Below are 11,501 nucleotides of genomic sequence, written 5' to 3' on the forward strand. Positions count from 1 at the left end.
GCGGACCGGGGCCCTAGAATGGTGCCCCTGTCCAACCGGCCTGGAGTGTTGCAATGCTGAAGATCTGGGGGCGAATCAATTCCACCAACGTGCGCAAGGCGCTCTGGTGCGCTGAAGAAGCCGGAGTCGCCTACGAGCAGCGGGACGCCGGCGGTGCCTTTGGCCTGGTCAACGAGCCGACCTACCGCGCGCGTAATCCCAACGGCCTGGTGCCGATGATCGAGGACGGCGACCTGGTGCTCTGGGAGTCAAACGCCATTGTCCGATACCTGGCGGCACGCTATGCCGCGGGTAGCCTCTATCCCGAGTCGCCGGTGGCGCGTGCCGAGGGTGACAAGTGGATGGACTGGGCCACCTCCAGCTTTGCCACACCGTTTCGCGACCTGTTCTGGGGCACCCTGCGCACACCGCCGGCCGAGCGTAACCAGGCGCTGATCGATACCGCGCTGACCCGCTGCGGTGAGCTGCTGGCCATTCCCGATCGTGCCCTGGCCGAGCGCCCCTACTTGTCGGGTGAAGCCCTGGCGATGGGCGATATCCCGCTCGGCTGCTTCGCCTACGCTTGGTTCGAGATGCCGATCCTGCGCCCCGAGCTGCCCAACCTCGAAGCCTGGTACGCGCGCCTGAAGGCCCGGCCGGCCTACAAGAAGGCGGTGATGACGGCGCTGACCTGATCCGGCTCGCCGATAGAGCCATTGGAACCTAGGCTGAGTGGCAGCGATCCCCGGTTGTATTAGCTGGCACTCGGCCTTATCTAGCCCCTTTCCTTAGAAGCAGACGAATCCATCATGAGTTCCGCCCTGTCCATCCGGCAGTTGACCAAGACCTACGGCAATGGCTTCCAGGCCCTCAAAGGCATCGATCTGGAAGTGGCCGAAGGTGATTTCTTCGCCTTGCTCGGCCCCAACGGCGCAGGCAAGTCCACCACCATCGGCATCCTGTCCACCCTGGTGAACAAGACCAGCGGCACCGTCAGTGTTTTTGGCAATGACCTGGACAAGTCGCCCTACGCGCTCAAGCGCTGCCTGGGCGTGGTGCCGCAGGAGTTCAACTTCAACCAGTTCGAGAAGGTCTTCGACATCGTCGTGACCCAGGCGGGCTACTATGGCATTCCAGCGAAGATCGCCAAGGAGCGCGCCGAGCAGTACCTGAACCAGCTCGGCTTGTGGGAGAAGCGCAATTCGGCCTCCCGCGAACTCTCCGGCGGCATGAAGCGCCGCCTGATGATCGCCCGCGCGCTGATCCACCAGCCGCGCCTCTTGATCCTCGACGAACCCACTGCGGGCGTGGACATCGAGCTGCGCCGCTCCATGTGGAGCTTCCTCACGGAGCTGAACGAGCAGGGCATCACCATCATCCTGACGACGCACTACCTGGAAGAGGCCGAGCAGCTCTGCCGCAACATCGGCATCATCGACCACGGCCGCATCGTCGAGAACACCAGCATGAAGGAGCTCCTGAAGAAGCTGCACAAGGAAACCTTCCTGCTGGACCTCAAGGAGCCCCTGGAAGTGCTGCCCCAGCTCAATGGCTACCCCGCCGAGCTGGTGGATGACCACACCCTGGAAGTGCAGGTGGAGAAGACCCAGGGCCTGACCGAGCTGTTCCGTCAGTTGGCCGCCTTGAACATCGACGTGCTGAGCATGCGCAACAAGTCCAATCGCCTCGAGGAGCTGTTCGTGTCCCTGGTGGAGAAAAACCTGGCGAAGGTGGCCGTATGAGTTCGGAACTCTCCGCAAACCTGGTCGCCCTCAATACCATCGTCTATCGCGAAATCCGCCGTTTCATGCGGATCTGGCCGCAGACACTGCTACCCCCGGCCATCACCATGGCCCTGTACTTCGTCATCTTCGGCAACCTGATCGGCCGGCAGATTGGCGACATGGGTGGTTTCAGCTACATGGACTACATCGTCCCTGGCCTGATCATGATGTCGGTCATCACCAACTCCTACAGCAACGTGGTGTCGAGCTTCTTCGGCAGCAAGTTCCAGCGTTCGGTGGAGGAGTTGCTGGTATCGCCGGTGTCGGCGCACACCATCCTCCTCGGTTACACCATCGGTGGCGTGCTGCGTGGGCTGGCGGTGGGGGTGATCGTGACCTTCCTGTCGCTGTTCTTCACCAAGCTCCAGGTGCACCACATCGGGGTGACGGCGCTGGTGGTGCTGCTGACTGCCACCATCTTCTCCCTGGGTGGGTTCATCAACGCGGTCTATGCGCGCAACTTCGACGATATCTCGATCATTCCGACCTTCGTGCTGACCCCGCTGACCTACCTGGGCGGCGTGTTCTACTCGATCCACCAGCTGCCGCCGTTCTGGCAGACGGTGTCCCTGGGCAACCCGATCCTGCACATGGTCAACGCCTTTCGTTACGGCATCCTGGGTGTTTCCGACATCAACATCGGCGTCGCCATCGCCCTGATGCTGCTGACCATGGTCATTCTTTACGTTGCCTGCATCCGCCTGCTGGTCAGCGGTCGCGGCATGCGCCAATAAGGCGAAACAAAGCGACACAGAGTGGCATTATCTTCTGGATGCCGCTGATCGAGGTCTGCCGATACAGTCGGCAGACTTCTTTCCTTCCGAATCGTCCCAGGGGCTCCAAATGATGGTCCGCCGCAGTGTTTGGCTGTTGTTCGGGGCGCTTGCCTCGTTGTCCGCCGTGGCCCAGGAGGCGCCGCTGGTGGAAGTGGCCGAGCCTCAGCGGGCGCTGGTGCGCGACGAACTGGTGACCTTCGGTTCGCTGCGCTCGGACGAGTCGGTGATGATCCGCCCGGAAGTGGAGGGCAGGGTGGCCAGCCTGCATTTCCGCGAGGGTGAGACGGTCAAGGGCGGCGAGCTCCTGATCAGCCTGGACGACGCCATCGCCCGCGCCGAGCTGGCCCAGGCCCGCGCCAACCTCGACCTGGCGGAAAAGAGCTATGAACGGGCGAAGATGCTGTACTCCCGGGGCGCCAGCAATGCCCAGGCGCAGGACGAGTCAATGTCCCAGGAACAGGCGGCGCGTGCCAGCCTGGCGCTGGCCCAGGCACGCCTCGACAAGACCCAGATCCGCGCGCCCTACGACGGCACCCTGGGACTTCGCCAGGTCAGCGTCGGTGACTACCTCAGCGCTGGGCAGGACATGGTCAACCTGGAAGTGCTGGACCCGTTGAAGGTGGATTTCCGTATCCCGCAGAAGGCGGTCAGCCAGGTGAGTCTTGGCCAGCCGGTGGAGCTCAGCCTGGACACCTATCCGGGAGAGCGCTTCCGCGGCGAGATCATCGCCCTCAACCCGCGCCTGGACGAGATCGGCCGCAGCCAGGCCATCCGCGCGCAGATTCCCAACAAGGAACACCGACTCAAGCCCGGCCAGTTCGTGAAGGTATCGGTGATCCTCGCCGAGCGCCCGCAGGCCCTGCTGATTCCCGAAGAGGCCGTGATGCCTGTGGGGCAGCAGTTGTTCGTCAACGTCGTGGTGGACGGCAAGGTGGAGCGCCGGCAGATCAAGATCGGCCAGCGCCTGCGCGGCAAGGCCGAGGTTCGTGAGGGCCTGCAGGGCAACGAGCAGGTCATTACTGCGGGCTGGCAGAAGGTCAGTCCCGGGCTGGAGGTCCGCACCGTAGCGCGAGGTGGGGCATGACCCTCTCTGATGTGTGCATCCGCAGGCCGGTATTTGCCACCGTCCTGTCGCTGATCCTGGTGCTGCTCGGGCTGCTGGCTTATCAGCGCCTCGCGGTGCGGGAATACCCCAACATCGACGTGCCCATCGTCACCGTCAACGTCATCTATCCCGGCGCCAGCCCGGAGATCATGGAATCCCAGGTGGCCCAGCCCATCGAGGACGTGCTGTCGGGCATCGAGGGCCTGGACTTCGTGGCCTCCATCAGCCGCTCGGAGAACACCCAGATCACCGCACAGTTCCGCCTCGGCACCAACGCCGACGAGGCTGCCAACGATGTGCGCGACCGCCTGGGCCGGGTACGCGGCCTGCTGCCGGACGAGATCAACGAGCCCATCGTGCAAAAGGTCGAGGCCGACGCCCAGCCGGTGATCTGGATCGCCTTCTACAGCGAGCGGCATTCGGCGATGGAGATCACCGATGTGCTCGAACGGGTGATACGCGACCGCGTGCAGACCATTCCCGGCGTCTCCGAGGTGCAGATCCGTGGTGCCCGGCGCTTCGCCATGCGCATCTGGCTGGACCCGGAAAAGCTCGCCGCCCACGACCTCACGGTGCAGGACGTGGAAGATGCCCTGCGCCGGCAGAACGTTGAAATTCCGGCAGGGCGCATCGAGTCCGTGCAGCGCGAATTCAGCGTGCTGTCGGAAACCGACCTGCGCACCCCCGAGGAATTCAACGACCTGATCCTCAACGACCAGCGCGGCTACCTGCTGCGCCTGGCCGACGTCGGTCATGCCGAGATCGGCGCCGCAGACGAGCGCAGCATCGTGCGCTTCAATGGGCGCTCGGCCGTGTCCCTCGGGCTGGTCAAACAGGCTACGGCCAATCCGCTGGAAATCTCCGACGGTCTCAATGCCGCGCTGCCGGAACTGCAAGCCTTGCTGCCCGACGGCATGAAAATGACCATCGCCAACGACAGCTCGCTGTTCATCCGCGAGTCCATCGACAACGTCTACACCACCATCTGGGAAGCGGTGGTGCTGGTCATCCTGATCATCTTCCTGTTCCTGCGTTCCCTGCGCGCCACCCTGATTCCGCTGGTGACCATCCCGGTGTCGCTGATCGGCGCCTTCAGCCTCATGGTGCTACTGGGTTTCTCCATCAATACCCTGACGCTGCTGGCCATGGTGCTCGCCATCGGCCTTGTAGTGGACGATGCCATCGTCGTGCTGGAGAACATCCACCGGCACATCGAGGAGGGCATGTCGCCGCTCCAGGCTGCCTACAAGGGCAGTCGCGAGATTGCCTTCGCGGTTGTCGCCATGACCCTGACCCTGGCGGCCGTCTATGCCCCCATCGGTTTCATGCAGGGCACCTCCGGCAAGCTCTTCACCGAATTCTCCTGGACCCTGGCTGGTGCGGTGCTGGTATCCGGCTTCGTCGCCCTGACCCTGTCGCCGATGATGTGCGGCCACCTGCTCAAGCCCCACGGGGCGCAGCAGCATGGGCGCTTCTACAACCTGGTGGAGTCCTTTCTCCACGCACTGACCTACAGCTATCGCCACCTGCTGGAGCGGGTGCTGCACGCCTGGATGCTCATTGTCCTGCTGTTGGCGGCGATCCTGGTGTTGTGCCTGGTGCTGTTCAGCGGCTTGCGCAGCGAGCTGGCCCCCACCGAAGACACCGGCACCATCGTCGGCTCGTTCAACGGCCCCGACGGCGCCACCATCGAATACACCAGTCGCTACGCGAAAATGCTGGAAGAGGCCTACCAGACCATCCCCGAAGCCAACCGCTACATGGTGGTGGTGGGCTTCCCGACCGTGGCCCAGGGCCTGTCCTTCCTCAAGCTGGAGCCCTGGGATGACCGCGAGCGCAGCCAGTTCGAAATCCGTGACGAACTCCTGCCCAAACTGCGCGACATTCCCGGCGTGCGGGCCTTCCCCATCAACCGTCCGCCGCTGGGGCAGAGCGCACGCAACCAGCCGGTGAACTTCGTGATCCGCTCGTCGCTGGAGTACAGCGAGCTGCAGGGGTACGTCGATCAGTTGATGGAGCGCGTGCGCGACTTTCCCGGGCTGGAAAGCCTGGACAGCGACCTCAAGCTCAACGCGCCGCAGCTCAAGGTCACGGTCAACCGCGAGCAGGCGGTGGCGGTGGGCACGGACACCGCGGCCATCGGCCGTAGCCTGGAAAGCCTGTTCGGCAGCCGCCAGGTAACGCGCTTCAAGCAGAACGGCGAGCAGTACGACGTGCTGGTGCAACTGGCCAACGTCGACCGCAGCAACCCGGACGACCTCAACCGCGTGTACGTGCGCGGCCGCAACGACAGCATGGTGCAACTGGCCAACCTGATCGACGTTCGCGAAACCGTGGCGCCCCGCGAGCTCAATCACTTCAACCAGCTGCGCGCAGTCACCGTGACCGCCAACGTCGGTTCCGGCTACACCCTGGGTGAGGCCCTCGACCACCTGGAAGTGGCGGCGCGCGAGGTGTTCCCGCCAGACACCCAGTTCGACTACACCGGCACCTCGCGTGACTTCAAGGATTCCAGCAGTGGCGTGGCGCTGATCTTCGCCCTGGCCCTGGTGTTCATCTACCTGGTGCTGGCGGCGCAGTTCGAGAGCTTCATCGACCCGATGATCATCCTCTTCAGCGTGCCGCTCTCCATGGCCGGTGCGCTGCTGGCGCTGACCTTCTTCGGCGGCACCCTGAACATCTACTCCCAGGTGGGCATGGTCACGCTCATCGGCCTGATCACCAAGCACGGCATTCTCATCGTCGAATTCGCCAATCAGTTGCTGCGCCAGGGCGTGGACCTGCACGAAGCGGTGATGGAAGCCTCGGTGAAGCGCCTGCGGCCGATCCTGATGACCACCGGTGCCATGGTGCTGGGCTCGGTGCCACTGGCCATCGCCACGGGCGCCGGTGCGGAAAGCCGGCAGCAGATCGGCATGGTGATCGTCGGCGGTTTGCTGGTGGGGACCTTCTTCACCCTGTTCGTGGTGCCGACCCTCTATCAACTGCTGCGCCGCTGGAAGCCGATCCACAAGCTGGAGGCGGCGCCAGCGTGATCCTGCTCACCTGATGGTTGCGCTTGTGGGGGCGATTTCAATCGCCAAGGGCAGCGCAGCTGCCCCCCCTGAGGTCCTTGAGGCCGAACCTGCGGTCCGGTTGGCGAATGTATTGGCTCTGTCCGCATGACGTGTTGCATGCAGTCGCGTTACCCGTAGGAGCTGGCTTGCCAGCGAATGGCCCCGTTTCGCTGGCGAGCCAGCTCCTACAGGGCCCTTGGTCGGAGGGTGAATCTCTCGCAACAGCTAACGAAGACAGAGCGAATGAATTCACCCCTACAACAGGTTGCCCCTACCCGTTACAAGCGCTGAAAGAACTTCGGATAGCGGTTCACCAGCCCATCCTCGTCCAGGGTCAGCACTGCTTCGAAGCCGCTGCCGTCGAGGTTCTGGTAGAGGTAATGGCTCTGGTCGAGGCGGGTGTAGGCCTGGCGCATGCGCCGCACGCTCAGATGCGGCGCTTCGACGAACACTGCCTCGATCTCCCGGCGCTCTTCCGGGTTGAGGAACAGCCGCCAGATGCTCGGGCTGTTGGTGAAGGGGGTGGGCCAGAGGTCCAGGTCGAGGCTACCCGACAGCTCGGGCAGCTTCTGGCCGTTGCCATCGAACCAGTGCAGGCCGTCACGGCGCAGGGTCAGGGTGCGGCTGCCGCGCCCATCACGCACCGTGGCGCTGAAGGCCCTGGGTTCCCAACCCTTTTCGTATTCCAGGGTGTAGTTCAGCCGGTACGGCTTGCCATCGTCGTCAAAGGCCAGCATGCCGCTGTCCACCCGGCGCCCCTCCAGACGGAAGTCCTCCAGGCCATGGGTGGGGGCGCGGTTGTTCCAGAGGTGGGTCCAGAGGGCTGTGGTTCTCATCAGCTCATGCCTCGTGGCGCTGGGTCTTTCGCAGGACCAGATAGAGCAGTGGCCCGATGGAGGCGAACGCTGCGGTCAACAGGTAGAAGGGTAGCAAGTAGGCCAGGCTGTGGCCCTGGCGGCGATTGTCCTGGTACATCCGAACAGGAGCAGGGCGATCAGGGCAAACGAGCGAACGGGCATGGGACTTCCTTGTCGTTGGGGGAATCAGTCGAGCAGCAGCCCCACCTGGCGGATCTTCGGCAGGCGCGCGACCACCAGTTGGTGGGAGCGGGTGATCAGCTCGCGCAACTCGCCGTCGCCCATGGGGTAGGGGCGTTGCATGGCGATCCAGTGGGCCCGCGCCAGGTAAGGCGCGGGAATGATGCCGGGGCGGTCGACGTAACCGAGGAACAGGTCCTTATCGACCTTGAAGGTCAGGCCATCACCCAGGAAATTAATAATGGCGAACATCTTGTTGCCGGCTATCGAGAACACCCGGTTGCTGCCCCATTTGAGGTCTTCCCGGGCACCGGGAAGCTGCAGGCAGAAGGCGGCGACTTGATCAGGGGTCATGCGTGCTCCTGTTCCTTCAGGTTCGGGTTTCGCTGCGTAGCAGCCAGAGGCTCACTAGCATGCCGGTCAGGGCCATCAGCGCAGCGACCAGGAAGATCGTGGCGAAGCCCGCACCACTGGCAATTGCGCCCATGAGTGGCCCGGCGATACCCAGGGCCAGGTCGAAGAATACCGCGTAGGCGCCCAGGGCCGAACTGCGGCTGGCGGCTGGAATGCGCGTGACGGCCTCGACACCGAGGGCAGGATAGACCAGCGACAGGCCGAAACCGGTCAGCGCCGCGCCGGCCAGCGCCAGCCAAGGCGTCGGCGCCGCCCACAACAGGAACAAGCCGAGGCTTTCCACCACCAGACAGACGATGGCCACCCGGTAACCGCCCAGGTGCTTGATGCTGTTGACGAACAGCAGCCGGGCACCGATGAAGGCGCAGCCGAAGGCGGTGAGGCAGTAAGCGGCACCTTCCCAACCCACGCTGGCGTAGTAGAGGGTGATGAACGTGGCCAGGGTGCCAAAGCCGATGGAGCCCAGGGCCAGGGCCGTGCCGTTGGGGGCGATGCGCAGGAAGACATTGCTGAAGGGCAGCCGCTCGCCGTGGACGATGGGCGAGGGGGGCTTGGGCCAGGCCAGCAGCAGGGCAATGGCACAGAGCACTGCCATCAGCCCACCGATGCTCCATAGGCCGAGGCCATCGACCAGAACCACGCCCAGTGGCGCGCCGATGGCCACCGCGCCATAGGAGGCGATGCCGTTGAAGGAAATCACCCGCGCCATGTTTTCCGCACCCACCAGGCCCACGCCCCAACTGATGGAACCCGTGCCCACCAGGCCCTGGCCAATGCCCAGCATTACGCGCCCGCCGAGCAGAAGCGCCAGACTCAGCAGGGGGAACTGCGCCAGCGAGGTGGAGAGCAGCGTCAGTACCCCGGACAGGCCGCAGCCCGCCATGCCGTACATGACCGCGCGCTTGGCGCCCAGCCGGTCGGCCAGGCTTCCCGACATGGGGCGGGAGAGGAGGGTGGCGAGGTACTGCACGCTGATGACGATCCCCGCCATCACCGATCCGTAGCCCATGTCGTCATGCACGTAGCCGGGCAACACGGCAATCGGCAGCCCGACACAGAGGAAGCTGATGAAGGTGAAGAAGACGACGGTAATGATCTGCAGCGTGGAGGAGGACGCGGACGGCCGTGGCGTGCTCATGGCAGAACCTGGAATTGGGACGGACGGGGAATGTCGCCATCATCCCCGACTCGCGGCGGCAAAGGAAGCTAGCTAATGGTTGTCTTGCTGGCCAAGGTTCAGATGATGGGAATCTGGCTGTGGGAGAAGGCTTCCACGAGGTGCTCGATCCAGGCGCGGACCGCCGGCAGCATGCCGCGCCGGTGGGTGTAGACCGCTTGCAGATGGCCGCCCGGCAGGCTCCATTCCGGCAGCAGGCGCACCAGGCTACCGTCGCGCAACTCGGCTTCGCAGTTCATCTGCGGCAGCATGCTGAAACCCAGGCCCGCCAGCACCGCGTGCTTGCGGACATCGAAGTCCTCGATGCCCAGGCGGGCCTCCAGGACCACTTCGCGGCGATTGCCGCGGCCGTCATGCAGGTAGTGGTGGATGCGTCGGTCAGCCTCCAGGCCGCCGAGGGCTGGCAAGTGCTGGAGGTCGTCCGGGGTACGGATACTCCTGCCCTCCAGCAGGCTGGGCGCGGCCACCAGGAAGGCCTGCGCCGGTCGCAAGGGACGAGCGATCAGGGTCGGGTCTTCGTCCCCTTCCTCGCGCACCCGAAGGGCTACGTCCACGCCTTCCTCACGTAGATCCACCCGGCGGTTGGTGAGGATCATGTCCAGTTGCACCAGCGGATAGTGCTGGAGGAACTCGGCTATCACGTGCTTGAGCATCGAGTGCGCCAGCTCCACCGGGCAGGACACCCGCAGGCGACCCCGGGGTTCGACGGTAAGACTGGCCACCACTTCCTCGGCCTGCTCGGCCTCCAGCAGCATGGCCTGGCAATGGCGCAGGAAGCGCTCGCCAACATCGGTCAGCGCCAGCTTGCGTGTGGTGCGTTGCAGCAGACGCGCGCCGAGCCGGGTTTCCAGTTCGGCAATGCGCCGTGAAAGGCGCGACTTGGGTATGCCGAGCAGGCGGCCGGCAGACGAGAAGCCGCCGTGCTCTACCACCTTGGCGAAATAGAAGAGATCGTTGAGGTCTTGCATGGTTTTGTCCTGCGGGTGGGACGAGCTATCGCGTTGGGTGACTTTACCGCGCCATTGCCCGATCTGGCGGGACTTTCGCGCACATTGCCGGGCGGCCGGCCAAGCGCTATACCTGAGCCTCTCCCATCCACCCGAAAACGGAGCGATCACCATGTCCTTGTCTATGTACGAGGCGTCTATCCCGGTTCTGGCGCGCATGCTCGGCAACCTGTCCAACATCCTCAAGAAAGGCGAGGCCAACGCCCTGGCGCGTGGCATCGATCCCAAGGTGTTCATCGAGTCGCGCCTGGCGCCGGATATGTACGCCTTGGCCCGTCAGGTGCAAATCGCCAGCGATATGGCCAAGGGATGCGCGGCGCGCCTGGCCAACATCGAGGTACCGAGTTGGGTCGACAGCGAAACCACCTTCGAGGAACTGCAGGCGCGCATCGCCAAGACTCAGGCGTTCATCCAGGGCATAGACGCTGCCCAGCTGGAAGGCAGCGAAAGCCGCACTGTGGTGCTGAAGATGCGCAGTGGCGAGATCAGCTTCAGCGGTCGCGACTATCTGCTCGGCTTCGCCCTGCCGAACTTCTATTTCCACATCACCACCACCTACGCCATCCTCCGCCACAACGGCGTGGACGTGGGCAAGATGGATTACCTGGGCGGCGTCTGACGCGTTCGTCCGGTGCCAGTTGGACACCGCATTTCGTGTCTGCCGTTCGTGGTTCGGATTGCATCCGGGCTACTGACAATCCGACTTCATTCTGTAAATCAGGCAATTCGATCGTCACAAGCAGTGCCGATCACTCATGGCCACGCCCTAAGGGCGTGGTTTCCCACGTTCGAATGAAAGAAGCCCACCGGATGGGTGGGCTTCTTCGTTTGCGGTGGGCTTACCAGAGCGGCAGCACGTAGCTGAGGATCAGGCGGTTTTCGTCGATATCGCTACCGAAGTTGGTGGAGCGCACCGTTGCGTTGCGCCATTTGACGCCGAAGTTCTTCAGCGGGCCTTCCTGGAAGACGTAGGCGATGTCCATGTTGCGTTCCCACTCCTTGCCGTCTTCACGACCGGCACCCAGGTCGATGTTGTCGCCGGTCAGGTAGCGGGTCATGAAGGTCAGGCCGGGAATGCCGAGGCTGGCGAAGTTGTAGTCGTAACGGGCCTGCCAGGATTTCTCGTCCTTGTTGGCGAAGTCGCCGATCTGCACGTAGTTGACCAG

The 11,501-nt window shown here is 63.9% G+C and carries 12 protein-coding genes; 6 read left to right on the forward strand and 6 right to left on the reverse strand.

The genetic code is table 11. From position 1 onward, the window contains the following. Nucleotides 1-53: 53 nt before the first annotated feature. The 5 genes from G559_RS0119120 to G559_RS0119140 all read left to right on the forward strand — a co-directional run bounded on the left by G559_RS0119120 (nucleotide 54) and on the right by G559_RS0119140 (nucleotide 6,679). On the forward strand, nucleotides 54-674 hold the full coding sequence (locus tag G559_RS0119120; protein ID WP_028629788.1) for a glutathione S-transferase family protein: 621 nt from the start codon (nucleotides 54-56) through the stop codon (nucleotides 672-674). Nucleotides 675-788: 114 nt separating this feature from the next. Next, nucleotides 789-1,721, forward strand: a complete 933-nt coding sequence (locus G559_RS0119125) for an ABC transporter ATP-binding protein (RefSeq protein WP_028629789.1) — start codon at nucleotides 789-791, stop codon at nucleotides 1,719-1,721. Next, nucleotides 1,718-2,497 (forward strand): ABC transporter permease, encoded by a 780-nt coding sequence (locus tag G559_RS0119130; RefSeq protein WP_028629790.1) that lies wholly within the window; start codon nucleotides 1,718-1,720, stop codon nucleotides 2,495-2,497. Before G559_RS0119125 ends, G559_RS0119130 begins: the two co-directional genes overlap by 4 nt. A gap of 109 nt (nucleotides 2,498-2,606) precedes the next feature. Then, nucleotides 2,607-3,623, forward strand: coding sequence for an efflux RND transporter periplasmic adaptor subunit (locus G559_RS0119135; RefSeq protein WP_028629791.1), 1,017 nt, complete (start codon nucleotides 2,607-2,609; stop codon nucleotides 3,621-3,623). Continuing rightward, nucleotides 3,620-6,679 (forward strand): efflux RND transporter permease subunit, encoded by a 3,060-nt coding sequence (locus G559_RS0119140; RefSeq protein WP_028629792.1) that lies wholly within the window; start codon nucleotides 3,620-3,622, stop codon nucleotides 6,677-6,679. The genes G559_RS0119135 and G559_RS0119140 overlap by 4 nt, the downstream gene beginning before the upstream one ends. 299 nt (nucleotides 6,680-6,978) lie before the next feature. Here the strand turns inward: G559_RS0119140 and G559_RS0119145 are convergent, their stop codons facing one another. From G559_RS0119145 to G559_RS0119165, 5 genes are all read right to left on the reverse strand, one after another. Then, nucleotides 6,979-7,536: a putative glycolipid-binding domain-containing protein gene (locus tag G559_RS0119145; RefSeq protein WP_028629793.1), complete on the reverse strand. Its 558-nt coding sequence runs from the start codon at nucleotides 7,534-7,536 to the stop codon at nucleotides 6,979-6,981. A 4-nt stretch (nucleotides 7,537-7,540) separates the two neighbouring features. Next, the gene (locus G559_RS30970) at nucleotides 7,541-7,675 is read right to left on the reverse strand and encodes a hypothetical protein (protein ID WP_305955940.1); all 135 of its coding nucleotides are present in this window, start codon (nucleotides 7,673-7,675) and stop codon (nucleotides 7,541-7,543) included. 68 nt (nucleotides 7,676-7,743) lie between these two features. Beyond that, nucleotides 7,744-8,091: an MmcQ/YjbR family DNA-binding protein gene (locus G559_RS0119155; protein WP_028629794.1), complete on the reverse strand. Its 348-nt coding sequence runs from the start codon at nucleotides 8,089-8,091 to the stop codon at nucleotides 7,744-7,746. Between the two features lie 16 nt (nucleotides 8,092-8,107). After that, nucleotides 8,108-9,289, reverse strand: a complete 1,182-nt coding sequence (locus G559_RS0119160) for an MFS transporter (protein WP_028629795.1) — start codon at nucleotides 9,287-9,289, stop codon at nucleotides 8,108-8,110. 98 nt (nucleotides 9,290-9,387) lie between these two features. Continuing rightward, a complete protein-coding gene (locus G559_RS0119165; protein ID WP_028629796.1) occupies nucleotides 9,388-10,296 on the reverse strand; it encodes a LysR substrate-binding domain-containing protein in 909 nt (302 codons plus the stop codon). A 151-nt stretch (nucleotides 10,297-10,447) separates the two neighbouring features. On the opposite strand from G559_RS0119165, the gene G559_RS0119170 reads away from it, so the two are divergent. Continuing rightward, a complete protein-coding gene (locus G559_RS0119170; protein WP_028629797.1) occupies nucleotides 10,448-10,954 on the forward strand; it encodes a DUF1993 domain-containing protein in 507 nt (168 codons plus the stop codon). Nucleotides 10,955-11,174: 220 nt separating this feature from the next. Here the strand turns inward: G559_RS0119170 and G559_RS29100 are convergent. Beyond that, nucleotides 11,175-11,501, reverse strand: a 327-nt coding sequence (locus tag G559_RS29100; RefSeq protein ID WP_036997585.1) for an OprD family outer membrane porin, incomplete at its 5' end; no start/stop codon positions are given.

Origin of the sequence: Metapseudomonas resinovorans DSM 21078, assembly GCF_000423545.1 — a bacterium.
GTDB lineage: Bacteria > Pseudomonadota > Gammaproteobacteria > Pseudomonadales > Pseudomonadaceae > Metapseudomonas > Metapseudomonas resinovorans.

Bases quoted from the DNA above. Each gene is read 5' to 3' on its own strand.
- G559_RS0119120 (WP_028629788.1), top strand. From the start codon at position 54: ATGCTGAAGATCTGGGGGCGAATCAATTCCACCAACGTGCGCAAGGCG.
- G559_RS0119125 (WP_028629789.1), top strand. From the start codon at position 789: ATGAGTTCCGCCCTGTCCATCCGGCAGTTGACCAAGACCTACGGCAAT.
- G559_RS0119130 (WP_028629790.1), top strand. From the start codon at position 1,718: ATGAGTTCGGAACTCTCCGCAAACCTGGTCGCCCTCAATACCATCGTC.
- G559_RS0119135 (WP_028629791.1), top strand. From the start codon at position 2,607: ATGATGGTCCGCCGCAGTGTTTGGCTGTTGTTCGGGGCGCTTGCCTCG.
- G559_RS0119140 (WP_028629792.1), top strand. From the start codon at position 3,620: ATGACCCTCTCTGATGTGTGCATCCGCAGGCCGGTATTTGCCACCGTC.
- G559_RS0119145 (WP_028629793.1), bottom strand. From the start codon at position 7,536: ATGAGAACCACAGCCCTCTGGACCCACCTCTGGAACAACCGCGCCCCC.
- G559_RS30970 (WP_305955940.1), bottom strand. From the start codon at position 7,675: ATGTACCAGGACAATCGCCGCCAGGGCCACAGCCTGGCCTACTTGCTA.
- G559_RS0119155 (WP_028629794.1), bottom strand. From the start codon at position 8,091: ATGACCCCTGATCAAGTCGCCGCCTTCTGCCTGCAGCTTCCCGGTGCC.
- G559_RS0119160 (WP_028629795.1), bottom strand. From the start codon at position 9,289: ATGAGCACGCCACGGCCGTCCGCGTCCTCCTCCACGCTGCAGATCATT.
- G559_RS0119165 (WP_028629796.1), bottom strand. From the start codon at position 10,296: ATGCAAGACCTCAACGATCTCTTCTATTTCGCCAAGGTGGTAGAGCAC.
- G559_RS0119170 (WP_028629797.1), top strand. From the start codon at position 10,448: ATGTCCTTGTCTATGTACGAGGCGTCTATCCCGGTTCTGGCGCGCATG.